Annotated in this window: 21 protein-coding genes; 11 read left to right on the forward strand and 10 right to left on the reverse strand. The window is 75.6% G+C overall.

Annotated features, from left to right (window positions below):
- Positions 1-109: 109 nt before the first annotated feature.
- Positions 110-877, forward strand: a complete 768-nt coding sequence (locus ACH5AR_RS19610) for an SDR family NAD(P)-dependent oxidoreductase (protein WP_396302683.1) — start codon at positions 110-112, stop codon at positions 875-877.
- 25 nt (positions 878-902) lie between these two features.
- Here the strand turns inward: ACH5AR_RS19610 and ACH5AR_RS19615 are convergent, their stop codons facing one another.
- The 3 genes from ACH5AR_RS19615 to ACH5AR_RS19625 all read right to left on the reverse strand — a co-directional run bounded on the left by ACH5AR_RS19615 (position 903) and on the right by ACH5AR_RS19625 (position 4,170).
- The gene (locus ACH5AR_RS19615; protein ID WP_396302748.1) at positions 903-1,610 is read right to left on the reverse strand and encodes a hypothetical protein; all 708 of its coding nucleotides are present in this window, start codon (positions 1,608-1,610) and stop codon (positions 903-905) included.
- A gap of 244 nt (positions 1,611-1,854) precedes the next feature.
- Complete coding sequence (locus ACH5AR_RS19620; protein ID WP_396302684.1) at positions 1,855-3,528, reverse strand: DUF885 domain-containing protein; 1,674 nt, start codon at positions 3,526-3,528, stop codon at positions 1,855-1,857.
- A 213-nt stretch (positions 3,529-3,741) separates the two neighbouring features.
- Positions 3,742-4,170: a DUF5997 family protein gene (locus ACH5AR_RS19625; protein WP_396302685.1), complete on the reverse strand. Its 429-nt coding sequence runs from the start codon at positions 4,168-4,170 to the stop codon at positions 3,742-3,744.
- 58 nt (positions 4,171-4,228) lie between these two features.
- Here ACH5AR_RS19625 and ACH5AR_RS19630 point away from each other — a divergent pair, with 58 nt between their 5' ends.
- The gene (locus ACH5AR_RS19630) at positions 4,229-5,062 is read left to right on the forward strand and encodes a LysR family substrate-binding domain-containing protein (protein ID WP_396302686.1); all 834 of its coding nucleotides are present in this window, start codon (positions 4,229-4,231) and stop codon (positions 5,060-5,062) included.
- 74 nt (positions 5,063-5,136) lie between these two features.
- Positions 5,137-5,718, forward strand: a complete 582-nt coding sequence (locus tag ACH5AR_RS19635; protein ID WP_396302687.1) for a DUF421 domain-containing protein — start codon at positions 5,137-5,139, stop codon at positions 5,716-5,718.
- A gap of 58 nt (positions 5,719-5,776) precedes the next feature.
- On the opposite strand, the gene ACH5AR_RS19640 is transcribed toward ACH5AR_RS19635, so the two are convergent.
- Both ACH5AR_RS19640 and ACH5AR_RS19645 read right to left on the reverse strand, forming a co-directional pair.
- Positions 5,777-6,496, reverse strand: a complete 720-nt coding sequence (locus tag ACH5AR_RS19640; protein WP_396302688.1) for a rhomboid-like protein — start codon at positions 6,494-6,496, stop codon at positions 5,777-5,779.
- Between the two features lie 94 nt (positions 6,497-6,590).
- Positions 6,591-7,940 (reverse strand): cytochrome P450, encoded by a 1,350-nt coding sequence (locus tag ACH5AR_RS19645; protein ID WP_396302689.1) that lies wholly within the window; start codon positions 7,938-7,940, stop codon positions 6,591-6,593.
- 376 nt (positions 7,941-8,316) lie between these two features.
- Here ACH5AR_RS19645 and ACH5AR_RS19650 point away from each other — a divergent pair, with 376 nt between their 5' ends.
- On the forward strand, positions 8,317-9,720 hold the full coding sequence (locus ACH5AR_RS19650) for an amidase (RefSeq protein WP_396302690.1): 1,404 nt from the start codon (positions 8,317-8,319) through the stop codon (positions 9,718-9,720).
- A 67-nt stretch (positions 9,721-9,787) separates the two neighbouring features.
- Here ACH5AR_RS19650 and ACH5AR_RS19655 read toward each other — a convergent pair whose 3' ends face one another.
- The gene (locus tag ACH5AR_RS19655) at positions 9,788-11,728 is read right to left on the reverse strand and encodes an FUSC family protein (RefSeq protein ID WP_396302691.1); all 1,941 of its coding nucleotides are present in this window, start codon (positions 11,726-11,728) and stop codon (positions 9,788-9,790) included.
- A 430-nt stretch (positions 11,729-12,158) separates the two neighbouring features.
- Here ACH5AR_RS19655 and ACH5AR_RS19660 point away from each other — a divergent pair, with 430 nt between their 5' ends.
- Genes ACH5AR_RS19660 through ACH5AR_RS19680 form a run of 5 tightly spaced genes read left to right on the forward strand, consistent with a single transcriptional unit; the run spans position 12,159 to position 17,731 of the window.
- Entirely contained in the window at positions 12,159-13,268 is a 1,110-nt protein-coding gene (locus ACH5AR_RS19660) for a phytanoyl-CoA dioxygenase family protein (RefSeq protein ID WP_396302692.1), read from the forward strand.
- On the forward strand, positions 13,250-14,584 hold the full coding sequence (locus ACH5AR_RS19665) for a DUF6271 family protein (RefSeq protein ID WP_396302693.1): 1,335 nt from the start codon (positions 13,250-13,252) through the stop codon (positions 14,582-14,584). Before ACH5AR_RS19660 ends, ACH5AR_RS19665 begins: the two co-directional genes overlap by 19 nt.
- Positions 14,584-15,870 carry a type III PLP-dependent enzyme gene (locus ACH5AR_RS19670; RefSeq protein ID WP_396302694.1) on the forward strand — a complete coding sequence of 429 codons (1,287 nt, stop codon included), beginning with the start codon at positions 14,584-14,586 and terminating at the stop codon, positions 15,868-15,870. Before ACH5AR_RS19665 ends, ACH5AR_RS19670 begins: the two co-directional genes overlap by 1 nt.
- A complete protein-coding gene (locus tag ACH5AR_RS19675; protein WP_396302695.1) occupies positions 15,867-16,514 on the forward strand; it encodes a GNAT family N-acetyltransferase in 648 nt (215 codons plus the stop codon). The genes ACH5AR_RS19670 and ACH5AR_RS19675 overlap by 4 nt, the downstream gene beginning before the upstream one ends.
- Positions 16,515-16,519: 5 nt before the next feature.
- Complete coding sequence (locus ACH5AR_RS19680) at positions 16,520-17,731, forward strand: MFS transporter (protein WP_396302696.1); 1,212 nt, start codon at positions 16,520-16,522, stop codon at positions 17,729-17,731.
- A gap of 115 nt (positions 17,732-17,846) precedes the next feature.
- On the opposite strand, the gene ACH5AR_RS19685 is transcribed toward ACH5AR_RS19680, so the two are convergent.
- Both ACH5AR_RS19685 and ACH5AR_RS19690 read right to left on the reverse strand, forming a co-directional pair.
- Positions 17,847-18,239, reverse strand: coding sequence for a MerR family transcriptional regulator (locus ACH5AR_RS19685; RefSeq protein ID WP_396302697.1), 393 nt, complete (start codon positions 18,237-18,239; stop codon positions 17,847-17,849).
- Positions 18,240-18,255: 16 nt separating this feature from the next.
- The gene (locus ACH5AR_RS19690; protein WP_396302698.1) at positions 18,256-19,275 is read right to left on the reverse strand and encodes an MDR family NADP-dependent oxidoreductase; all 1,020 of its coding nucleotides are present in this window, start codon (positions 19,273-19,275) and stop codon (positions 18,256-18,258) included.
- A gap of 215 nt (positions 19,276-19,490) precedes the next feature.
- On the opposite strand from ACH5AR_RS19690, the gene ACH5AR_RS19695 reads away from it, so the two are divergent.
- Positions 19,491-20,231 carry a PIG-L deacetylase family protein gene (locus ACH5AR_RS19695; protein WP_396302699.1) on the forward strand — a complete coding sequence of 247 codons (741 nt, stop codon included), beginning with the start codon at positions 19,491-19,493 and terminating at the stop codon, positions 20,229-20,231.
- Between the two features lie 72 nt (positions 20,232-20,303).
- Here the strand turns inward: ACH5AR_RS19695 and ACH5AR_RS19700 are convergent, their stop codons facing one another.
- Positions 20,304-20,498 carry a DUF1918 domain-containing protein gene (locus ACH5AR_RS19700; protein ID WP_396302700.1) on the reverse strand — a complete coding sequence of 65 codons (195 nt, stop codon included), beginning with the start codon at positions 20,496-20,498 and terminating at the stop codon, positions 20,304-20,306.
- 118 nt (positions 20,499-20,616) lie between these two features.
- Complete coding sequence (locus tag ACH5AR_RS19705; RefSeq protein WP_396302701.1) at positions 20,617-21,276, reverse strand: TetR/AcrR family transcriptional regulator; 660 nt, start codon at positions 21,274-21,276, stop codon at positions 20,617-20,619.
- Positions 21,277-21,654: 378 nt separating this feature from the next.
- Between ACH5AR_RS19705 and ACH5AR_RS19710 the strand changes: the two genes are divergently transcribed.
- Positions 21,655-22,482, forward strand: a complete 828-nt coding sequence (locus tag ACH5AR_RS19710; RefSeq protein WP_396302702.1) for a phytanoyl-CoA dioxygenase — start codon at positions 21,655-21,657, stop codon at positions 22,480-22,482.

Below are 22,482 nucleotides of genomic sequence, written 5' to 3' on the forward strand. Positions count from 1 at the left end.
CAACCGGCGGGCCGGGGAGCGGTGTGCGCGTAAGGAAGAGGAGGGTGGCGACGAGGATCCTCGGGCCGACCGGAGCGCGGCCGGACGAGGCCCGTGGGAGGACAGGGAGATGACGGTGGATCGGCTCGCGGTGGTGTCCGGCGGCGGGACGGGGATCGGACGGGCGATCGCGGCGCGCCTGGCCGCGGACGGGTACCGGGTGGTGGTCCTCGGCCGCAGGGAGGCGGTGCTGGAGCGGGCCCGGGAGGAGATCGAGCGGGCCGCCGGACCGGGGCGCGTCGTGCCGGTGGCGGCCGACCTCACCGATCCGGCGGCGGTCGAGGCGGCGGCGGCCCGGATCTCCGGGCTCGGGCCGGTGGACGTGCTGGTGAACAACGCGGGCGCGATCGTCACACCACCCGCCGACGGCGGCCTGGCCGCGCTGGCCGCCGCCTGGCGGCGGGACCTGGACGGCAACTTGCTCACCGCGGTGCTGCTCACCGCCGCGCTCCAGGACGGGCTGCGCCGCCCCGGCGGCCGACTGGTGGTGATCAGTTCGGCCGCGGCCCAGCGCGGCGGCGCGGGCCCGCACTCGGCGGGCTCGTACGCCGCCGCCAAGGCCGCGCTGCACGGCTGGGCCTTCGGCCTGGCCCGGCAGTTGGGGCCCGACGGGATCACCGTGAACGTGCTCGCTCCCGGGTACGTCGAGGGCACCGAGATCTTCGGCAGCGGCTGGAGCGAGGAGTTCCACGCGCGGAAGGTGGCGGACACCCTGGTCGGTCGGGCGGGCACGCCGGCCGATGTGGCCGAGGCGGTCGCCTTCCTCGCCTCGCCGTCCTCCGGATACCTGACCGGCCAGGTGATCGGGCTCAACGGCGGGGCGGTACTGGGGCGTTGAGCCCGACGGCGACGACTTCGCGCGGTCAGTCCCCGTCGGCGTCGGGTTCGGTGGCGGGGGCGGCGGCCGAGGCGCCGCGGATGCCGAGCTTCGCCTCGGCGGTCGTCCAGTCGGTGGCGATCGCCTGCTGGGCGGCGGCCAGGGTCACCTGGCCCTTGCAGATCGCGGTGTGCAGGTGGGTCTCGACGGAGTCCTTGGGGTTGTTCGGTCCCTTGCCGGGGACGTGGCCGGGGGAGGGCGGCTGGACCCAGAGGTTGCGGGAGTCGTTGGGGTCGCCGCCGAGCTGGAGGCTGATCAGGTGGTCGTACTCGGCGTCGCCCATCGGGCCCGTGTAGCCGTAGGACCTGGCGTTCTCGGCCTTCTCCTTGCCGGTGACGTTCGCCGGCGGGCGGATGGTCGAGGTGTAGCCGCCCGGCTTGCAGATGGTGTCCTTGAGGTTGTCCTGGGTGACGGCCGGGCTGATCGCGCCGGGGGTGCAGGAGGGGTCGGGCAGGGGCTGCTTGTCCGCGGTGTAGCGGTAGTGGCAGCTGCCCGGCGCGGGCTGCGGCTGGACGTCGTAGGTGCTCTTCGGGCCGGGGCCGGTGACGATCGCGGCGGCGGGCGGGGCGGCTGCCGCGGCGGCGTCGCCCGCGGCGGCCCGGGCGGAGCCGGGCTGGGCCCCCTTGGCGGTGTGGCCGCCACCGGACGAGCAGCCCGCGGCTGCGGCGGCGGCGAGCAGGACGGCGGCGGCCATGGCCAGGGCACGGCGGGCGGGAGCCGGCACGGGGTTCCTCCATCGGGGTGTGCGTGGACGGCGGTCACCGGGCGTGCCGGGACCGCGCCAGCGGACACTACCGCGCGGACAGGGCCGATGGGGTGACGCCACATCCGGCGGGAGAAGCCTTTGCCCGGCGCGCGGAACCGTTTCCGCACCGGCGTGGGGCCGGTGGCCGGTTCCGGCACAGGGCCCGGCGGCTCCGCGGGCAACGGGCTGCGGGCTACTGCCCCTCGATCCAGTCCGTCACCAGCTCCTCCAGCACCCCCAGCGGCAGGCTGCCGTGCCCGATCACCCGGTGGTGGAACTCCCGGACGTCGAAGCGGGCGCCGAGGGCCGCCTCGGCCCGCTCGCGGTGCCGCACGATCTCCCGACGGCCGATCAGGTAGGCGGTGGCCTGGCCCGGCCAGGCGATGTAGCGGTCGATCTCGTTGCGGACGTTGGCCTCGGGGGTCGCGGTGTTGGCCCGCATGTAGGCCTTCGCCCGCTCCCGGGACCAGCCGTAGTGGTGCATCCCGGTGTCCACCACCAGCCGGACCGCCCGCATCGCGTCCAGCGAGAGCATGCCGAACCGGGACAGCTCCGAGCCGTACAGCCCCATCTCGTCCGCGAGCCGCTCGGTGTACAGGCCCCAGCCCTCGACGTGGGCGGTCAGCTGGCCGCTCGGGTTGCGCCGGAAGCGCGGCAGGTGGTGCAGGGTCTGCGCGACGGCGAGCTGGAGGTGGTGGCCGGGCACGCTCTCGTGGAAGGCGATCGCCTCGTACTCGTAGCTGAAGCGGGTCTCCGGGCGGAGCGTGTTGATCCAGTGGGTGCCGGGCAGCCCGCCCGGGCCCGGCGGCTGGTAGTAGGCGAGCGGCGCGGTCTCCGCCTCCAGCGGGTCGATCTCCCGGGTCACGCAGTCGGCGATCGGGTACGGGCGGAACCAGTCCGGGGCGGCGGCGCGGGCCCGCTCCAGGGCGCCGTCGACCAGGGCGACGATCTCGGCCGCGCTGCCGAAGCGCAGCGAGGGGTCCTCGCGCAGCGCGGTCAGCACGGCGGCCGGGTCGGTGGTCCCCAGCACCTTGCCGCCCAACTCGGCGAACTCCTCGCGCAGCGCCGCGACGGCCTCCAGGCCGGTCCGGTGCACCTCCTCGGGAGTGAGCCCGGGGCGGGTGAAGCGGGCGACGGCGTCCGCGTAGCCCTCGGTACCGCCGGGCACGTGGCAGACCCCGGCCTGGTCGTCCGGCCGGGCGCCCGGTGCCAGCTGCCGGGCCAGACCGGCCCGGAACCGGGCCAGCGCCGGGCGGACGGCGTCGCGCACGATCGTCCGGGCGCGCTCGGCCTCCCGGCGGCCGGCCAGCGGTCGCAGCAGCTTGTCCTCGGCCGGGGCGGTGGCCAGGTGGGCGTCCAGCTGGGCGACGGCGGCGTCGACCCCGCTGCGCAGCGGGCGGCGGCCCTCGGCGGCGGCGTCCAGGGTGCGGCGCAGGACGGCGTCGAAGTAGTCGGGCAGCGCGGCGAGGCGTTCCAGGTAGGCGTCGGCGCCCTCCTGGTCGACCGAGGTCATGGCGAGTGCGGCGAAGGCCTCGTTCTGCGGGGCGACGATGGTCGCCGAGACGCTGAACTCGGCCAGTCCGTGGGTGATCCGGCCGATTTCGTTGTCGAGCAGCCGGGCGAGCACCCGGTGGGTGACGCGGTCCTCGCCGGCCAGCGCGTCCAGCGGGATGCCGGCCAGCCGGGAGGCGAAGCCGCGCAGTGCCTCGCGGTGGCGGTGCGCGGCCGCGCGGGAGGGGTCGGGAACCTGGTGCGCGTGGCCCTCGACCCCGCTGAGGGTCGCCTCGAACGGGTTGTGGGCGTTCTCGGCGGCGAAGAACTCCTCCGCGAGCGCGGCGAGTCCGGCGTGCTGAGGCTGCTCGATCACTGGTCGCTCCCCCGATGCGGTGTACCGGGGCACGGCGTGCGGCCGTGCCCGATCCCGCCGATTATTCGGAGCGACCGGCTGCCCGGTCAATACGCGGAGGCGGGAGGGGAGTTCGGTGCGCCGTGGCGGGAGGGGAGTCCAGTACGCCGTGGGGGGAGGGGGAGCCTCCCCCCTCCCACCCGTGCCGAGCAGGGGCCGGCGCCGGCCCTCCGGTCAGCGGTCCTGGGCGGCCTTCGCCTCCTTGGCGGCCTTGGCGGCGGCCTCCTTCTCGTGCTTCTCCTTGATCCGGGCGGCCTCCTTGCGGACGTCCACCTGGTTGGCGCGCTCGTGCTGGAGCCAGAGCGGGTTCTCGGCCCGCAGGGCCTCGATCTGCTCGGTGGTGAGCGCCTCGGTCACCCCGCCGCGGGCCAGGCCGGAGATCGAGATGCCGAGCCGGGCGGCGACCACGGGGCGCGGGTGCGGGCCGTTCCTGCGCAGCTCCTGGAGCCACTGCGGCGGCTCGGCCTGCAGCGCGCTGAGCTCCTCGCGGGAGACCACGCCCTCCCGGAAGTCGGTCGGCGCCGCGTCGAGGTAGATCCCCAGCTTCTTGGCCGCCGTGGCCGGCTTCATGGTCTGGCTGGTCTTCTGCTTGAGCGATGTCATGGTGACAAGGGTAAGGGAGTGCGCGGGCGCTCCCGGTCACGGTCGGTAGCCTGGTCCTGTGACAGACATGCAGGTGAACCCGTCCTTCCGGCTCGTGTACGTCCCCGGCGTGACCCCGGGCAAATGGGTCCGGGTCTGGGAGGAGCGGCTCCCGGACGTGCCGCTGGACCTCCTCGCCGTCCCGTTCGGCGACGGCGAGCGGACCCTGCGGGAGGGCGGCGCGGACGCCGGACTGGTCCGCCTGCCGGTCGACAAGGACGTGCTGAGCGCGATCCCGCTCTACACCGAGACCACCGTCGTGGTCTTCCCCAAGGACCACTGGCTGGCCGCCGCCGAGGAGGTCGCCTCGGCCGACCTGGCCGAGGAGGTGGTCTTCCACCCGCTCGACGACACCCTCGGCCTCACCGCCGAGACCCTGCCCGGGCGCCCCGCCATCGCGCGCCCGGACAGCACGGCGGACGCTGTCGAGCTGGTCGCGGCGAACGTCGGCGTCCTCCTGGTGCCGCAGTCGCTGGCCCGGCTGCACCACCGCAAGGACCTCACCTACCGCCCGGTGACGGACGCGCCGCAGTCCCGGGTGGCGCTGTCCTGGCCGCAGGAGCGGACGACGGACCTGGTGGAGGAGTTCATCGGGATCGTCCGCGGCCGTACGGTCAACAGCTCGCGCGGGCGCGGGGCCGGGCAGGCGGCGCCCGAGGCGCAGCCGAGGAAGGCGGCGGGCGGCCGGGGCACGCCCCAGCAGCAGAAGGCCGGCGGCCAGGGCCGGCGGGCCGGGGCGCAGAAGGCGGGCGGGCAGAAGACCGGCGGCCAGCGCGGCGGGGCGCCGAAGTCCGGGGGAGCCAGGGCCGGCGGGCGCGGCGCGGCGGCCCGGCGCGGCAGGCCCAAGCGGTGACCGTGGCGTAGCGTCTGCCCCGTCCGCCGTGGGCGGGCGGGGCGCGCGGCAGTCGAGGCGGGAGGAGCGGGGCAGTGTGGCACGACCTGATGGCCGTCCAGATTCCGATCGTGGAGAAGGTCCTCCGCACGATCGCCGTCTACGTGCTGATCCTGGTGCTGTTCCGGCTCTCGGGAAAGCGCGGGCTGGCGGGGCTGAACACCTTCGACATGGTGGTCGTCTTCCTGCTCTCCAACGTGGTGCAGAACGCCGTCATCGGCAATGACGACAGCCTGCTCGGCGGCACGATCGGGGCGGTGACGCTGGTCGCCGTGAACGCCGGGGTGACCCGCTGGCTCGCGCGCGATCCGAAGGCCGCCCGGATCCTCGAGGGCACCGCCACCACCGTGGTGGAGGACGGCCGGCTGGTACCCGGCGCGCTGCGCCGCCTGGCGCTGCGGCCGTCCGAGCTGGAGCACGCGATCCGGGTGCAGAACGGCGACGCGGTGAGCGAGGTCGACCGGGCCAGGCTGGAGCCGGACGGGCAGCTGCTGGTCGCCCTCCGGCGGGGGGAGCAGAACGCCACCCGCGCCGACGTCGAGGACCTGCGGCGCCGGCTGGCGGAGATCGAGCGGCTGCTCACCGAGATCGCCGCCGACCGGCGCCCGCCGGCCTGACCACCCACCGCTCCCGCCCCGCGCCGGGCTGCGGCCGGCCCGCGGGCCGGGGCGGTGGTCAGGGGCGGACGGCGACGGCCTGCGCGCGCCGTCGGCGGGCGGCCGCGAGGGCCACGGCGGCGGCCAGCGCGAAGCCGAGGGCGGCCGCGAGCAGGTGGCCGACGGTGGTGAAGGCCGGGAGCGGGCCGGGCCACTCGCCGTCCCCCGAGAGCGGCCAGGCGAGCACGAAGGCCGCCCAGGGCAGCCGGGCCCAGCGGGGCAGCGCGAGGACGGCGAGGGCGAGGACGGTCTGGGCGCCGTAGCTGATGCCGTAGTCCGAGGCCTGGCGCACGCTCTGCGGGTACCAGCCGTGCCGCAGGGCGAGCACGATCACCGCGGCGGTGGCGAGGGTGGCGCCGACGTGGCCGCCGAGGAAGACGGCCGCGGCGCGCAGCGGGCCGAAGCGCCGCTCGGTCCAGGCGAGGCAGCAGCAGACGCCGAGGCCGAGGGTGATCAGGGTGCTGCCGAAGCCGGTGGAGAGGACCTCGGTGAGGGTGCCGTCGAACAGCAGGGCGCTGCCGAACAGGGCGGTGACCGGGTGGTCGTGCAGGTTGTCGAGGTTGGTGCTGATGTGGTCGCGCAGCGCGTCCGCCCGGTCCGGGGCGAGCAGGACCTCCACCCAGACGTGCCCGAGCAGGAGCAGGGCGACGTAGCCGGCGGTCAGCGGCGAGCGGCGCGGGTACGTCCGGACGGCGCGGAGCAGCCCGGTCAGGAGCCCCGCGGGGGTTCGAGCGTTCATGGTCTGGTGGCGTCCCGGTCGAGCGGCGTTGGTCCGGCCGGCGCCCGTACGGCCGGCCACGCCGGGACAGTACCGAAACCCGTGCCGGGGCCGGTCAGCGGACCCGGCGGGTCACCTTCGCGGTGAAGGGCCGGGGGGTGAGGGAGGCGCCGCGGACGGGGCGGACGGGCCGGCCGGGAGCGGGGGCGACGGTCCAGCGGGCGGCGATGGTGGCGATGGCGAGGACGGCCTCGGTGGTGCCGAAGGCGTCGCCGATGCAGCGGCGGGCGCCGAGGCCGAAGGGTGTGTAGGTGCCGGGGGCGGGGCGGGCGGTGGTGAGCCAGCGGTCGGGGTCGAAGCGGTCGGGGCGGGGGAACAGGTCGGGCCGGCGGTGCAGCAGGTAGGGGCTGTACAGCAGGGTGGCGCCGGCCGGCACGGGGTGGCCGCCGAGCTCGGTGTCGGTGGTGGCGGTGCGGCTGAGGATCCACGGCGGCGGGTAGAGCCGCAGGGTCTCGCTGACGATCCGGGCGGTGAGCGGGAGGGCGGGCAGGTCCTCGTGGCGGGCGGGCCGGCCGTCCAGGACGGTGTCGAGCTCGGTGTGCAGGCGCATCCGTACGGCCGGGTTGGCGGCGAGCAGCGTCCAGGCCCAGGAGAGGGTGGCGGCGGTGGTCTCCAGACCGGCCAGCAGGAAGGTGACCACCTGTTCGTGCACCTCGGCGTCGGACAGGCCCCGGCCGTCCTCGTCCGTCGCGGCGAGCAGGGTGGAGAGCAGGTCGTGCCGGTCGTCGCCGGCCGCGCGGCGGTCGGCGACCAGCCGCCGGGTGATCTCCCGGAGGTCCTGCCGGGCGTGGCGGAAGCGGCGGTTGCCGGGGGTGGGGAGGCGGTCGGCGCCGGGCAGCGGCAGCACCGCCCGCCGGCCGACGCCGTGCGTCACGGCGTCCATGCTGCGGTGCACCCACGGCGAGCCGGAGCGCTCGTGCGCGGCGAACAGGCAGCGGGCGGTGACGGCGGTGCTGAGCCGGTACATCGCGGCGGGGACGTCGATCACGGCGCCGTCGCGCCAGTGGGCGGTGGCGCCGGCGATCTCCTCGGCCATCAGGGCGGCGTAGCCGGGCAGCCGGTCACGGTGGAACGCGGGCTGCAGCATGCGCCGCTGGCGGCGGTGGTCGGCGGCGGGGCAGGTGGCGAGGCCGTTGCCGAGGACCTCCCGGGCCTTGTCGAGGAGGGGCCCGCCCTTGTCGAAGGTGTGGTCGTCGGCGAGCAGCCGGCGGACCAGCTCGGGGTGGCAGACCACGTACGCGCGGAGCGGGCCGAGCCGCAGCCGCACGAGGTCGCCGTGGGCGGCCAGCCCGGCGACGAACTCGTGCGGGCGGTGCAGCAGGGCGGGGGCGTGGCCGAGTAGCGGGAGGCCGCCGGGGGCGGTGGCCGCGGTGAACCGGGTGGTCGGGAAGAAGGGGGTCGGCACGGGCGGCACCTTGGTTCGGGCGGGAGGACCGGGACGAATCGCGAACGTGATCTTTCCCGGCGGCGTGCGGCGAAACGATCTCGGACCGGCGGACGGGGTGAACGCGGGGGCGCGGGCCGAACGGCCGTGCGCCCTCGGCGGGGTGAGGGCCCGTCGGCCGCCGGAGGCCACCCGCGAGCCGTCCTCCGCGCCCGGCCCGGCCCCGGCCCGCCCACCGCGCCCAGCCCGGCCCCGGCCAGGCCCCGCCGCCGTGCTCGCCCCCGGCCGGGCCTACACTCGGAGCCTGCGAGATTACCCGTCAGTAGAACCGGGCAGGTACCACCGGCCGGTGCGATCGTCGGACAGCTCAACGTCCGACCGGGAGTGGGGAGTTCGGATGACCGACGAGCGGGTCCACGCGTTCGCCGACGACGCCCTGGGCGCCCACGACGCGGTGGCGCTCGCCGCGCTGGTCCGGGCGGGTGAGGCCGACCCCCGGGAACTGGTCCGCGCGGCCGTCGACCGGGCCGCCCGGGTGGACGCCACGCTGCTGCCCGTCGCCCACGCCTCGTACGACCGGCCGCGGATCAGCCGGGAGGGGATCGGCGGCCCGCTGTGGGGCGTGCCGACGTACCTCAAGGACAACGTCGACCTGCGCGGCCTGCCGACCGGGATGGGCAGCGCCGCCTACCGCGCCCGCCCGGCCCGCCGCAACGCGCCCTTCGCCGACCAGTTCCTCGCCACCGGCCTGGCCGTCCTCGGCAAGACCCGGCTGCCCGAGTTCGGCCTCAACGCCTCCACCGAGTTCGCCGCCGCCCCGCCGGTGCGCAACCCGTGGAAGCCCTCGCACTCGGCCGGCGCCTCCTCGGGCGGCGCGGCGGCGCTGGTGGCCGCCGGCGTGGTGCCGATCGCGCACGCCAACGACGGCGGCGGCTCGATCCGCATCCCGGCGGCCTGCTGCGGCCTGGTCGGGCTCAAGCCCACCCGGGGGCGGCTGGTCGCCAACGCCCAGGGCGGCAAGCTGCCGATCGACCTCGTCACCGACGGCGTGCTGACCCGCTCGGTGCGCGACACCGCGGCCTTCCTCGCCGCGGCGGAGCGGCACCGCCGCAACCCCGCGCTGCCGCCGCTCGGCCTGGTCGAGGGGCCGGGCGGGCGGCGGCTGCGGATCGGCCTGGTGGTGGACTCGCCCGTCGCGAAGACCGACGGGCCGACCCGGCGGGTGGTCGAGGAGACCGCCGCCCGGCTGGAGGCGATGGGCCACCTGGTCGAGCCGGCCGAACTGCCCTTCGGCGAGGAGTTCTCCCGGGACTTCGTCAGCTACTGGGGCTACATCGCGTGGGCCATCGCGGCCACCGGGCGGCTGCTGATCGACCCGGGCTTCCGGGCCGGGGAGCTGGACGGCCTGACCACCGGGCTGCGCCGCCGGTTCCGGGCCGAGTTCCGGCGGACGCCCGGCGTGCTGCGGCGGCTGCGCCGGGCCGAGGGCGTGTACGCGGGGATCTTCCGCACCCACGACGTGGTCCTCTCCCCGGTGCTCGCCCACACCACCCCGCCGATCGGACACCTGAGCCCGAACGTGGACTTCGACGAGCTGATGGAGCGGCTGCGGCGCTACGTCGCCTTCACCCCGGTCAACAACGTGACCGGCGGCCCGGGCCTCGCCCTGCCGGGCGGCTCGGCACCCGGCGGGCTGCCGGTCGGGGTGCACCTGTCGGCGGCGCACGGGCAGGAGCGGCTGCTGCTGGAGCTGGCCTTCGCGCTGGAGGCGGAACGGCCCTGGCGGCGGATCCAGGACTGACCCAGGGGGCGCCCCGCGCTCGCCCCCGGCAGCCCCCGCCCGTCCCGCCGCGGAGCGGACGCCGGGGTCACGGCAGCGGCGCCGCCACCGCCCGGGCCGCGTGCACCTCGTGCTGCAGCCGGGCCAGCGCGCAGTGCGGCGGCAGCACGTCCGGCTCCGCCTCCGGCAGCGGCGCCCCGGTGCGCAGCGCCTCGGCCAGGTCGGCCAGCTCCCGGGTGACGGTGGCGACCTCGTCGGCGGCCGGCACCGGCGCGCCGTGCGCGATCCGCACCCGGGTGGCGGTGGTGGCGTCCACGATCCGCTCGACCGCGATCACCACCGGCCACCACGCCCGCGCCCGGGCCCCGACCGGCGGCGGCTCGGTGAGCGCCCGCTGGAACTCGCTGCGCACGGCGGACAGGTCCCGGTAGAGCCGCCGCCGGTAGCGGGCGCGGGCGGCCGGCTCGTCCCCGGGCCCGGCGGCGAAGGCCAGCGAGACGTACGAGGCGGTGTCCCGGACGGCGTCGGCGAGCCGGTCGCCGACCCGGGTGTGCCAGGACTCCGGCCACAGCAGGTAGCCGGCCAGCAGCGAGATGCCGCAGCCGATCAGCGAGTCGTAGAGCCGGGGCAGCACCAGCCGGAAGCCCTGGTGGTTGAGCAGGTCGGAGAGCAGCAGGATGACCGGGGTGATGGCCGCGGTCTGGAAGGCGTACCCCTTGGCGGACAGCGCCGGGATCAGCGTCGCCAGCAGGGCCGTCACCGGGACGTCCCACCAGCCGTGCGGCACCTCGGCCAGGACCGGCACGGCGATCAGCAGGCCGGCCGCGGTGCCGAGGGCGCGCAGCACCGCACGGGAGAACACCGAGCCGAAGTCCGGCTTCATCACGAAGGTGACGGTCAGCGCCACCCAGTACGAGCGGGGCACCGCGATCGCCGAGACCAGCACCTGGGCCAGCCCGATGCACAGCGCCAGCCGCAGCCCGTACCGCCAGGACGAGCCGGACAGCAGCAGGGCCCGGGCCGCCCGCCGGGCCCGCACCGCGAGGCGGGCCGGGCGGCCGAGCCGGTCGTCGGCGGCGTCCGGGTCGGGCGAGGCCTCGTGCGCCACGGTGGCGGCGTGCTGGATCGCCTCGACCAGCGCCCTGGTGGACGGCCCGGCGGGGACGGGCAGGTCGAGCGGCGCGGCCGGGCCGGTGCGGCCCTGCTCGACGACCTCGGCGAGCGCGCGGACGGCGGCCGGGTAGGAGGCGGGCAGCGGGCCGAGGTCCGGCGGGCGCAGCCGGGCGGCCGGGGCCGCCTCGACCACCGGGATCACCGCGTTGAGCTGGGCCAGCAGCCGGGCCAGGGCGGGGGAGCGGCCGTGCCGGCGGGCCCGGCGGGCGAGCAGCAGGTCGTAGGAGTGGTTGAGCGACTGGGTGAGCGCGTGGCGGCGGTCGTCGTACTCCGGAGTGCCGCCGGCCTCCAGGAGGTCGGCGACCGCCCGGTAGGTGCCGGCCACCACCGCCCGCTCGGGCACGCCCAGCCGCAGCGGCCAGGCGAGCAGGCTCAGCGCCAGGACCAGCAGGCCGCCGAGCAGCAGCAGGGCGGGCGGCAGCCACCACGGGGAGGGCATCGGCAGGCCGGCGCCGACGACGGCGTTGAGCAGCAGGAGCAGTCCGGAGACGGAGGCGACGGCGCCGATCGAGGAGATCATGCCGGAGACCAGGGCGAGGACGGTCACCGCCGCGACGGCCGTCCAGCCGGAGCCGAACACCAGGGTGCCGCACAGCAGCCCGAGGGCGCCGAACAGCTGGGGCACGGCGATGTTGAACACCCGCATCCGGTAGGCGTCGGCGGTGTCCCCGATGACGCCGGACAGCGCGCCCATCGACACCAGGGCGCCGTAGCCGGGCCGCCCGGTGGCGGTGCCCACCGCGAGCGGGGCGCAGAGCGCGACGGAGGCGCGGGCGACCGCCGCCCAGGGGATGGGTGCGGCCCGGGGCCGCAGACCCTCGGCCAGCCACGGGGGAGCCGTCAGCACACGTGCCATGAGCCCAACGTACGGCGGGCCCGGGGTGTTCACCGTTTCGCGGTTATGTCAATTCGTGAAACATACCCGCCCTTATGTCAGCCTCCGAAACATAAAGCGAACCCGGGAGGGCGTGTGAACTGCGGGGATTTCCCAATCGGCTACCCGCAGGAAAGGGTTGACACCATTAGTTGGTCTAGTCCAACGTATGGGGGGCGCGGTTCGGCAATGGCTGATGCGGGGTGAGAGGCCCTGCCGGACGGACGAGTTGACCCCCTGACGTGGCGCTGTACCGCGCCCGCGGGGCGGGGTGGGAAGGGCCGTGTGCGGACGGCTCTCCGGTCCGCGCTCGAATTCCCGTTGCGGCCGGTGACCGGCCGGGAACGCACCGTGCCCGCATCGAGCGCATGAGGAAGCGCAGCATCGACCACGAACCATGGAGTGACCACCCATGCCGAGCCCTGCCCGACACGCCGACGGACCCGCGGGGGAATACCTGTACCGGGCCGCGTCCCAGCGCCCCTACTTCAGCGCCGACACCGAGAGCTACCTCGCCCGCACCGCACTGCGCGAGATCCGCAAGACGCAGCCGCTGCGCGTGCTCTCCGAGGAGGACTACGCGTTCTGGCAGACCTACGGCTACGTGGTGGTGAAGGAGGCGGTGCCGGCCGAGGCCGCGCGCCGACTGCTCGACTTCGCCTGGGAGTTCCAGGGCCTGTCCCCGGACCGCCCGGAGGACTGGTACCGCGAGCGCGACTACCGCGACGAACTCGACCGGCACCTGCACATCTACGGCTTCGTCGAGGCCTACCACCACCAGCTCCTCTGGGACAGCCGCCAGGCCCAGCGCGTCTACGACGCCTTCGTGGACGTCTGGGACTGCGAGGAGCTCTGGGTGACCCTCGACCGGCTCAACCTCAACCCGCCGAACATCCGCAACCGGGACCGCGCGCTGATCGAACCCACCGACCGCGGCTTCGACATCGAGCTGCACTGGGACGTCGACACCACGCAGGGCATGCTGCCGCAGCGCGTCCAGGGCATCATCGCGCTCAACGACACCGCCCCCGACCACGGCGGCTTCCAGTGCAACCCGGAGCTGTTCCGCCGCTTCAACGAGTGGCAGGCCGCCCAGCCGGCCGACCGCGACCCGATCCGCCCGGACGTCGACCGCACCGAGTTCCCGGTCGTACGGCCCGAGCTGAAGGCCGGCGACCTGCTGATCTGGAACGGCCTGCTCGCCCACGGCGTCGAGCGCAACACCTCCGAGCGCGGGGTGCGGGCGGTGCAGTACCTGTCGATGATGCCCGCGCTGGAGGAGTCCGAGAGGCTGCGCCGCTCCCGGGTGGAGTCCTGGCGCACGCTCGCCACGCCGGACTGGAACCGCACCCTGGTCGGGGACGCCGAGCGGCCCGAGGCGCAGCGCTACCCGACCGCCGAACTCACCGAGCTGGGGGAGAAGTTGCTCGGCCTGCGGTCCTGGAGCGGCAAGCCGTTCGAGGAGCACGGGGACGACCGGACGGGCACCACGGGGGAGCGGGAATGCGCGACGTCTGCCTGACCCTGCCCACCAACCGCGAGTGTGCGGAGACCGTCACCGCGATCGGCGCCGAAGCGGCCCACGCCGCACGGCGGTTCGACGTCCGGGTGCACCTGCTGGTGCTGGACTCCGCCGAGCCGGCGGCCCGCGCCCGGCACGCCGCGGCCCTCGCCGCCCTGCCGGCCGTCGAGGGGGTGGTCGTCCACCACCTGGACGAGGACGCCCAACGGGCCTTCCTGCGCGAGGTGATCGACCGCTCCGGCCTGCCCGGCCCGGAGCGGCTGCTGGAGCTCATGCTGCCGGACGCCGTCTCCTACGGCGCCTGCACCAACCGGGCGTTCCTGCTGGCCGCCGCGCTCGGCTGCGAGTCGGTGCACCGGCGCGACTCCGACAGCCGCTACCAGCGGCTCGACGGCGAACCGGTGTTCCCGATCGACCACGAGCTGGCCACGCTCGGCCTCAAGGCCGCCGACGCGGCCGCCGCCGTCACCCGGAACACCCTCGACGCGGCGCACGCCGACAAGCCCGTCGCACTGGTCGGGGCCTCCTTCGTCGGCGAACTCTCCGTCGACATCGGCGAGATCCGCGAGCTCGACCCCGAGGTCTACCACGACGTGGTCGCACTCTGGGCGCCCACCGGGGCCAGCGAGGAGGAGCGGCGCGAGCTCGTGGCCGAGTCCTTCGTCGGCGGCGGCACCGAGCCGTTCACCGTCGACCGCGCGGTGCTCGACCTGCCCGACATCTGGCGCATCGACATGTGCAACATCGGCCTCCACCACGAGGTGTACGAACGGGTGCCGCTGCCGCCCGCCACCGACACCATCGGCAGCGACTACTTCCTGCACCACCTGGTGCGGGACGCGACCCTGCCGGGCGTCACCCACAACCGCCACATCGTCAACTACTACACCCCGGAGCGGCGCACCGGCCCCGGCTTCACCGCCTACCAGCTGCGCTACGCCAAGTTCCTGCTCTCCATGCTCTACCTCCACCCGGTCTACGCCGAGATGGAGGCCGCCGGCGGGGCCCTGCTGGACGAACATCACCACGTCCGCCCCGAGGCGGTCGCCGCCTCCGTGCGCCGCAGCACCACGACGGACCGCGCGGAGAACCACCGCAGGCTCGCCGAGCTCGACCGCTGCTACCGGCGGCTCGGCGGGAAGTACGCCCGGTTCGCGGACCACCTGGCGCCGCTGCGGGCGCGCCTGCTCGACGAGGCGCAGTCGGACACCGAGGACTTCGCAACGCTGATCGACGCGTGGGGCCCGCTGGTGCGGGCGAGCAGGGCCACCCCCGCCGACCGGCTGGCGCACCGTCGGGACGGGGAAGCCACGTGATGCCTCAGAACAGCAGCCGCACCGCCGGGTACCCGCCCGCCCACCGCGCCCCGTCCGGCTCCGCCGTCCACACCGAGGCGCCCCGGGCCGACGGCCACGACCGCGCCGCGCTGCGTGCCGCGCTCGCCGCCGCCACCGACGACCGGATCGTCTACGACCTGGACGGCATCGGCCGCCAGTACGCCGCGCTGTGTGCGGAACTGCCGGGCGTGGCCGTGCGGTTCGCGATGAAGGCCTGCCCCGTGGACGGGGTGCTCGACCACCTCGCCGCGCTCGGCTCCGGCTTCGACGCGGCCAGCCCGCAGGAGATCGCCCAGGCGCTGCGCACCGGTGTGGCACCCGGGCTGGTCCACTACGGCAACACGATCAAGTCCGACCGCAACATCGCCGAGGCCTACCGGCTGGGCGTGCGGGACTTCGCCACCGACAGCCTGGAGGACGTCGCGGCGATCGCCGAACACGCGCCCGGGGCCGCCGTGTTCTGCCGGATCGCGACCAGCGGCGAGGGCGCGCTGTGGGGCCTGAGCCACAAGTTCGGCTGTTCGCCCGAGGACGCGCTGCGGGTGCTCGACGCCGCCCGCACCGCCGGGCTGGTGCCCTCCGGCCTGTCGGTGCACGTCGGCTCCCAGCAGATGACCGCCGAGGCCTGGGGCGCGGCGGTCGACGCGCTGGCCGCCGTGCTGGAGGCGCTCAACTGGCGCGGCATCACCCCGACCCGGATCAACCTCGGCGGCGGCCTGCCCGCCCTCGGCGTCCTCGACCGGCGCGGACGGCCGCTGGACCCGCCGCTGGACAAGATGTTCGTGGTGATCCGCGAGGGCATGGAGCGGCTGCGCGCCGTCAACGACGGGCCGCTGGAGTTCCTGCTGGAGCCCGGGCGGCACCTGGTCGCCGACCACGGCGCGATCCGCGCCCACGTCTCCCGGCTCACCTCCCGGCACCGCCCCGACGGCGCCCGCGAGGACTGGCTGTACCTGAGCTGCGGCAAGTTCAACGGCCTGTACGAGATGGACGAGTTGCAGTACCGGCTGGAGTTCCCGACGCACCCCGGCGGGCAGTTCGTCAACGCCGTGGTCGCCGGACCGACCTGTGACAGCGACGACGCGTACGCGCAGGACGGCGGCCTGGTGCGGGTGCCCCGCGCGGTCGCCTCGGGCGACCCGGTCTGGATCCACTCCTGCGGCGCGTACGCCACGGCCTACGCCACCCAGGGCTTCAACGGCTTCGCGCCGCTGCCGGCCGTCTGTGTCGGCGGCGGCCCGGCCCGGAACGGAGAAGGCACATGACCGACACCGGCGTCGACGAGCGCGTCGACCACCGCACCGGCACCCCCGGGGAGGCCGGCGCGGGCGGGCCGGGCGACCTGCGGATCCGGCTGCTCCGGGAGGAGGACTGGGACGAGGTGGTCGCGCTGGAGGAGCGCGCCTACGCCGCCAGCGGCCTCTCCGAGGGCCGCGAGGCGCTCCGCTCCCGGCACGCCGCCTCGCCGGACACCTGCTACGTCCTGGAGCACCCCGGTGGCCTGGGCGGCTACCTGCTCGCCCTGCCGTACCCGCTGTACCGCTGCCCGGACCTCAGCCGCAGCGAGGACGCGGCCGGCCCCGGCGAGCGGCCGACCAACCTGCACGCGCACGACCTGGTGATCTCCGAGCGGCTGCGCGGCCGGGGCCTGTCCCTGCGGATGCTGCGGCACCTGGAGGGGACCGCCCGGGCGGCCGGCTACCGGAGCGTCTCGCTGGTCGCCGTCCGCGGCTCCCACGTGCTGTGGACCCCGCTGGGCTACCGCGCCCGGCCCGAGATCGACCTGCCCGAGAGCTACGGCACCCGGGCGGTCTACATGGCGATGCCGCTGGACCCCGTCCCGGCCCGGCCGCTGCTGCACTCCACCGACCCGACCCCCGGGCCGCACTCCAGAGCCGAAGTGGGCTGATACCGATGTCCCCCGTTCGCGACGACTTCCGCCGGTCCCAAGTGGCCATCGGCGCACTGTTCTTCGTCCTCGGATTCCAGTACGCGACCTGGGTCTCCCGGGTGCCCGCGCTCAAGGCCAGGCTCGACCTGGGCGAGGCCCAGATCGGCCTGCTGCTGATGACCTGCGGAGTCGGTGCGGCGGTGTCCTTCCCGCTGGTCGCGGTGCTGATGCGGAGGTTCGGCTCCCGCCTGCTCTCGGTGCTGTCCGGGCTCGCGCTCGGCGTCGTCCTGCTCGCCCTGTCGGTGGTGCCGAACTACCCGGTGACCCTGCTGGTGCTGTTCCTCGACGGCGTCGCCGTCGGCGCCCTGAACGTCGCGATGAACGCCCAGGGCGCCGCGCTGGAGGCCCGCTTCGAGCGGACCACGATGTCCCGGCTGCACGCCACCTTCAGCGCCGGCTCGCTGCTCGCCGCCCTGCTGGCCTCGGGCGTCACCTCCGTCACGGGCACCCTGGCGGTGCACTTCGGGGTGGCCGCCGCGCTGCTCGCGGTGCTGGTCGTGGCCGCCCGGCCGGGGCTGCTGGCGGACGGTCCGGCCGCGGCCGCCGCCGAACCGCAGGAGAAGAAGCAGCGCCGCGGCTTCGTGCTGCCGACCGTCGCGACCCTCTGGATGGGCCTGGCGATGGTCTTCGGCACCGTCACCGAGGGCGCCATGAACGACTGGTCGGCGCTCTACCTCAAGGACTACGTGCACGCGGGCGCCGGCCTCGCCCCGATGGGCATCGCGGTGGTCTCGGTGATGATGGTCTGCGCGCGGATCTTCGCGGACGGCTGGCGCACCCGCTTCGGCGACGGCCGGATCGTGCGCACCGGCAGCCTGCTGGCCGGCCTCGGCCTCGCCCTCGCCCTGGCCGTCGGCGGCGTCGTCCCGACCCTGCTCGGCTTCGCCTGCGTCGGCCTCGGCGTGGCCGCCGTGACCCCGTGCGTCTACGTCGCCGCCGCGCGGCAGGGCGCCGACGCGCTCTCGCTGGTCGCCGCCATGGGCACCACCGGCCTGCTGGCCGGCCCCGCCGTGATCGGCTTCATCGCCGGCGCCACCAGCCTGCTCTGGGGCATGGCCGCCGTCGCCGCCTCGGCGGCCGTCGTCTCGCTCTGCGCCACCCGGATCCGCTGGCCCGGACAGGACGCCCCGGCCGCCGCCTCCGCCGAACCGGCACTGGCCGCCGACCCGGGCTGACGCCCCCGGCACCCCCGCCCGGTACCCCGCGCACCCCCGTCGCGAGGTACCGGGCGGGGCCGTTTCCGGGGGAGCGCCCGGTGGGTCCCGGCCCGTCGGCTTCCACTGGGGCCCGTCAGCCCCCGCCCGGCACCGCCGCGCCGCCGGTGGCGGCGTGGTGGGCGAGCCTGGCGCGCAGCGCGGTGAGCCGGGCGATCTCGGCGTCCAGCGCGGCCAGCCGGGCGTGGACGACGGGAGCGAAGGTGTCCGGGCCGGGGGAGGCGGTGCAGCGGACCGGCGGGTCCAGCTCCAGCAGGTCCAGCCGGTGGGCGCGGCTGGCCAGGTCGTCCACCGTCAGCCCCACGGCCAGGAGTTGACGGATCACCCGGACCCGGGCCACCTCGGCCGGCCCGTACTCGCGCTGGCCGGAGGCCGAGCGGGCGGGCGGGCGGAGCAGGCCGCGCTCCTCGTAGAAGCGCAGTGCCCTGGGCGTGGTGCCCGCCGCCGCTGCCGCGTCCCCGATCCGCATGCCCGCTCCTCCGTCGTCAGAGTTCCACGATGGTCGTCCCGAAGGTGTCCCCGGTGAACAGCTTGGTCAACGCTTCGGCGGCGCGATCGATGCCCGCGACCGACGTCCGGGGCACGGTGATCTGCCCGGCGCGCAGCCACGCCCCGAGGCGCCCGCGCCACTCGTCCTCCAGGTCCGGGTGGTCCGTCCCGGTGAAGCCGCGCAGGGCCAGGCCGCGGGTGATGACCCGGAAGGTGTCGACCACGGCGGGGGCGTCGCCGCCCGGGCGGTCCGGCGCGAGCTGGCCGGCCAGCGCACCGACCAGGGCGAACCGGGCGCCGCGGCGGGCCGCGTCCACGGCGGTGGTCAGCTGCTCGCCGCCGACGAGGTCCAGCACGACGTCGAGGCCGTCCGGCGCGGCCTCGGCCAGCTGCTCGGCGAACGGGCGGGCGCCGGGCACCAGCACCGCGTCGTAGCCGAGCTCGGCGGTCAGCCGCTGCGCCTTGGCCGCCGAGCGGGTGGTGCCGACCACCCGGGCGGCGCCGAGCAGCCGGGCGACCTGCCCGGCCACCGTGCCGACCGCACCGGCCGCGCCGGTCACCAGCACCACGTCGCCCGGGCGCACCCCGGCGGCGCGGGTCAGCCCGCCGTAGCCGGCCGAGACGGCGGAGACCAGGGCGAGCGGGTCGGGGAAGCCCGCCGGGACGGGGGCGGCCTGCGAGGCCCCGACGAGCGCGTGGTCCCGCCAGCCGTACAGGTGGGTGACCAGGTCGCCCGGGCGCAGCGGACCGTCCTCGGGGGCGGCCAGCACCTCGCCGAGGGCCGGCCCGAACAGCGCGTCCCCGGGCGCGATCGACGGCAGCGGCAGGCCGGTGCCCGCGCCACTGATCAGGGTGCGCAGCCCGGGGAAGGCCAGGAAGGCCCGGTTGCGGACCAGCACCTCCCCGGCGCCGGGCGCCGCGAGCGGCTCCTCGGCGACGGTGAAGTCCGCGGGGGCGGGCAGCCCGGTCGGTGCGGCGGTCAGCCGGACGACGCGGGCGGTGGCGGGCAGGGCCATGGCGGCGCTCCTCACAACGGTGGTGGCGGCGGCCGGTGCCGCCGCAGAACGCCCGGAAACTAACCCCTGACGCTTGCGGCAGGGGCAAGTCGGGCGGGTGCGGAGGTGTCTGACGGGGCGTGGGAGGCGCCCGTCTTCTAGAGTCGCGGACGGGACGGATGCGCGGATGCCGCGCGCCCGTACGATCGCGAGCCGCACCGAGAGGAACGAGCAGCATGACCGAGCAGGCCCCCGAGCCCTACGAGCCCGTGGACGAGGACTGGCGGACGGCGCTGGCGGTCGTCGCCCACCCCGACGACATGGAGTACGGCGGGGCGGCGGCCGTCGCCCGCTGGACCTCCCAGGGCAAGACGGTCGTCTACGTGATGGTGACCAGCGGCGAGGCGGGCATCGACGGGCTGGACCCGGCCGAGTGCGGCCCGCTGCGCGAGGCCGAGCAGCGCGCCTCGGCGCGGGTGGTCGGCGTCGACACCGTCGAGTTCCTCGGCCACCCGGACGGCGTGGTGGAGTACGGGCTGGCGCTGCGCCGGGACATCGCCCGGGCGGTGCGCCGGCACCGGCCGGAGATCGTCATCACCGGCAACTTCCGGGACACCTACGGCGGGGTGTTCCTCAACCAGGCCGACCACATCGCCGTCGGCCGGGCCACCCTGGACGGGGTCAGGGACGCGGGCAACCGCTGGGTGTTCCGCGAACTGCTGGCCGAGGGCCACCAGCCGTGGAACGGCGTGCGGCAGATCTGGGCGGCGGCGTCGCCGGAGGCGAAGCACGCGGTGGACACCACCGAGCACTTCGACCGGGGGGTCGCCTCGCTGGAGGAGCACCGGGCGTACCTGGCCGGGCTGGGCGGGGCGATGGCGGATCCGCGGGAGTTCCTGGAGGGCTTCGGCCGGGGTGCGGGCAGCCGGCTGGGGACGCGCTTCGCGGTGCCGTTCGAGGTGTTCCCGCTGCGCTGAGCCCCGGCTACCCGGTGCCGGCGGACGCCGCCGCGCACCCCCGCGCGCGGGGCGGGGCGGCGGGGGCGTCGGTCAGAGGTTCGCCTGGCGCTGTTCGATGTTGCAGTCGGGGCCGGGGTAGACCAGGCCCTCGTGGCCGTCCTCGAAACGGACCACGTAGGGCGGCGCGCCGTCGGCGCCGCGCACCTCGACGATCTCGCCCTTCTGGTCCGCCATGCCCACCGACCTGCTGTGGATGTGGAGCTGGTCGCCTACCGCCGCGTGCATGGTCTGCTCCCTCGGGTCGTGTGACCGGCCGTCTCCCCGGCCGCTCCCGCTATCCACTGTGCTGCCGGGGCGGCGGGCGCGCAACGGCTCGGGCGGACGGGGCCCGCGGGGCCGGGCGTCAGCGGGCGGACAGCTGTTGCGCGAGGTAGCCGCGGACCAGCCGCTTGCACTCGGCGATCAGCGCCGGATCGCCGTCCGGGGCCTCCCGGAAGGCCAGTTTGAGCACCGCGTCGGCGGCTTCCAGGGCCACCCGCAGGGTCAGCGTCGCCGTCGCGTCGCCCGCCCGGAACAGCTCGCCGCCGAGCGCCTGGAGCCGCAGGGCGACGGCGGTGTTGTTGTCCACGCCCGCGTCCAGCAGGTGCCGGTCGTCCCGGACGCCGGCGGGGACGGTCTGCCCGGCCAGGCCGAAGTCCAGCTGCCCGAAGCCCGGCACCGCGCGCTTCATCGCCACGAACTCCTCCACCGCGAGGTCGGTGAAGACGGCGGGGCCGACCGGTGCGGCGCCGGCCAGCCGGGCGTCCAGTCGCTGGAGGTAGTGGTCGAGGTTGCGGGTGGCGAGCGCGGCCAGCAGGTCCTCCTTGCCGGCGAAGAACTGGTAGAGGGTGCCGATCGGCACCTGGGCCCGGTGGGCGACCTCCTTGGTGGTGAGCGCGTTCGCCCCGACCTCGTCGAGCAGGCCGGCGCAGGCGTCCAGGATGCGGCCGTACCGCTCCAGGCTGCGCTGCTGGACCGGGCGTCGCCGGGCCGGTCCGGGGGCGGGGTGGCTCCTGTCGCTCATGACCTCACTGTGCCGCATCCGCTGTGGCGGCGGCGAATCACCGGGGCGGGAACGGTCCGGAGTTTCCCGTGGGGCGGGAGACGAGTGGTGGCCGGAGCTGAACCGCACGGTGGCGGGAAGGTGTCCACGGGTTGGCATTGGCCTTGTCGTGGACGCGAAGACGGGTTCATACTCCTGGGGCGGACTACCTTGCGTGAGCAACGCATGCCTCTTTGTGGTGATCGCGATTCAGCTGTGGCGGCCGAGGCGCCTGTGACGGGACGCTCCACCGCCACCCCGAGGTCTGGATGACGCCGTGTGCCTCCACTGCCCGCGCCACGCCCCGTGGCGCCGACTCCCCGTGTGTGCCCCGCCGAACGGAAGGAGGGGAGCGGTTCGGTGACACCACCCCCAGGAGGGCGTGAGGCCCTCGACACCGAGCACCGCCGCCAGTTCCTGGAGTCCGGCTACCTCGTCCTGCCCGGCCTGCTGCCGGAGGCGCTGCGCGAACGGCTCGCCCCCGAGGTGGACCGGTGGGTGGACGAGGGCCTGCGGGCCCGGTCGATCGCCGCCTGCACCGACCCCTTACGGTACGGGCCGCCCCCGCTGCTGGAACTGGAAATGCCTGCCCACGGCGAACTCCTCACCCACCCACCGCTGTTGCGCACGCTGACCCGCCTGCTCGGGCCGGGTTTCGTCTTCCACCACCTGCACAGCGACCGCCAGGCCCCGGGGATCCCGGGCAAGGCCTGGCACCACGACTGCGAACCCAACGACCGCTCCGACCCGTCCCTGCTGATGGTCCACGCGCTGCACTACCTCGGCGGGCTGGACGAGCGGGTGGGCAGCCTGGCCGTGCTCCCGGGCTCGCACCTGCGCACCGTCGGCAAGACCGCCTACGCCCACCACGGCACCGGCGAACTACCCGGCGAGGTGGTCATCGACCGGCTCCCGCCCGGCTCGACGGTGCTGCTCAACTCGGCGCTGTTCCACACCCGCCGGCCGGCGCCCGAGGGGCCGGGCCGCCCCCGGTACTTCGTCGACGCGTCCTACTGCCAGGTGGGGGCCCGCTGGCGCCCGGTGAAACCGTACTGGCGGCAGATGCTCGCCAGGGCCCGCGAACTGGACCTGGCCGACGGCCAGTGGCCCGAACTGTTCGCGGAGCGGCACTTCACCGAGTACCAGGGCGGCGTGCCCGCCCGCACCGAGTACACCGGAACCGTCTGA

Source organism: Kitasatospora sp. NPDC018619 (genome assembly GCF_044391605.1).
In the GTDB taxonomy this organism is placed as follows: Bacteria; Actinomycetota; Actinomycetes; order Streptomycetales; family Streptomycetaceae; genus Kitasatospora.

Coding starts and splice junctions, on each gene's coding strand:
- ACH5AR_RS19690 (WP_396302698.1), bottom strand. CDS start 19,275: ATGGCCCTGCCCGCCACCGCCCGCGTCGTCCGGCTGACCGCCGCACCG.
- ACH5AR_RS19665 (WP_396302693.1), top strand. CDS start 13,250: ATGCGCGACGTCTGCCTGACCCTGCCCACCAACCGCGAGTGTGCGGAG.
- ACH5AR_RS19625 (WP_396302685.1), bottom strand. CDS start 4,170: ATGACATCGCTCAAGCAGAAGACCAGCCAGACCATGAAGCCGGCCACG.
- ACH5AR_RS19700 (WP_396302700.1), bottom strand. CDS start 20,498: ATGCACGCGGCGGTAGGCGACCAGCTCCACATCCACAGCAGGTCGGTG.
- ACH5AR_RS19640 (WP_396302688.1), bottom strand. CDS start 6,496: ATGAACGCTCGAACCCCCGCGGGGCTCCTGACCGGGCTGCTCCGCGCC.
- ACH5AR_RS19705 (WP_396302701.1), bottom strand. CDS start 21,276: ATGAGCGACAGGAGCCACCCCGCCCCCGGACCGGCCCGGCGACGCCCG.
- ACH5AR_RS19695 (WP_396302699.1), top strand. CDS start 19,491: ATGACCGAGCAGGCCCCCGAGCCCTACGAGCCCGTGGACGAGGACTGG.
- ACH5AR_RS19670 (WP_396302694.1), top strand. CDS start 14,584: ATGCCTCAGAACAGCAGCCGCACCGCCGGGTACCCGCCCGCCCACCGC.
- ACH5AR_RS19660 (WP_396302692.1), top strand. CDS start 12,159: ATGCCGAGCCCTGCCCGACACGCCGACGGACCCGCGGGGGAATACCTG.
- ACH5AR_RS19610 (WP_396302683.1), top strand. CDS start 110: ATGACGGTGGATCGGCTCGCGGTGGTGTCCGGCGGCGGGACGGGGATC.
- ACH5AR_RS19650 (WP_396302690.1), top strand. CDS start 8,317: ATGACCGACGAGCGGGTCCACGCGTTCGCCGACGACGCCCTGGGCGCC.
- ACH5AR_RS19680 (WP_396302696.1), top strand. CDS start 16,520: ATGTCCCCCGTTCGCGACGACTTCCGCCGGTCCCAAGTGGCCATCGGC.
- ACH5AR_RS19655 (WP_396302691.1), bottom strand. CDS start 11,728: ATGGCACGTGTGCTGACGGCTCCCCCGTGGCTGGCCGAGGGTCTGCGG.
- ACH5AR_RS19685 (WP_396302697.1), bottom strand. CDS start 18,239: ATGCGGATCGGGGACGCGGCAGCGGCGGCGGGCACCACGCCCAGGGCA.
- ACH5AR_RS19675 (WP_396302695.1), top strand. CDS start 15,867: ATGACCGACACCGGCGTCGACGAGCGCGTCGACCACCGCACCGGCACC.
- ACH5AR_RS19615 (WP_396302748.1), bottom strand. CDS start 1,610: ATGGCCGCCGCCGTCCTGCTCGCCGCCGCCGCAGCCGCGGGCTGCTCG.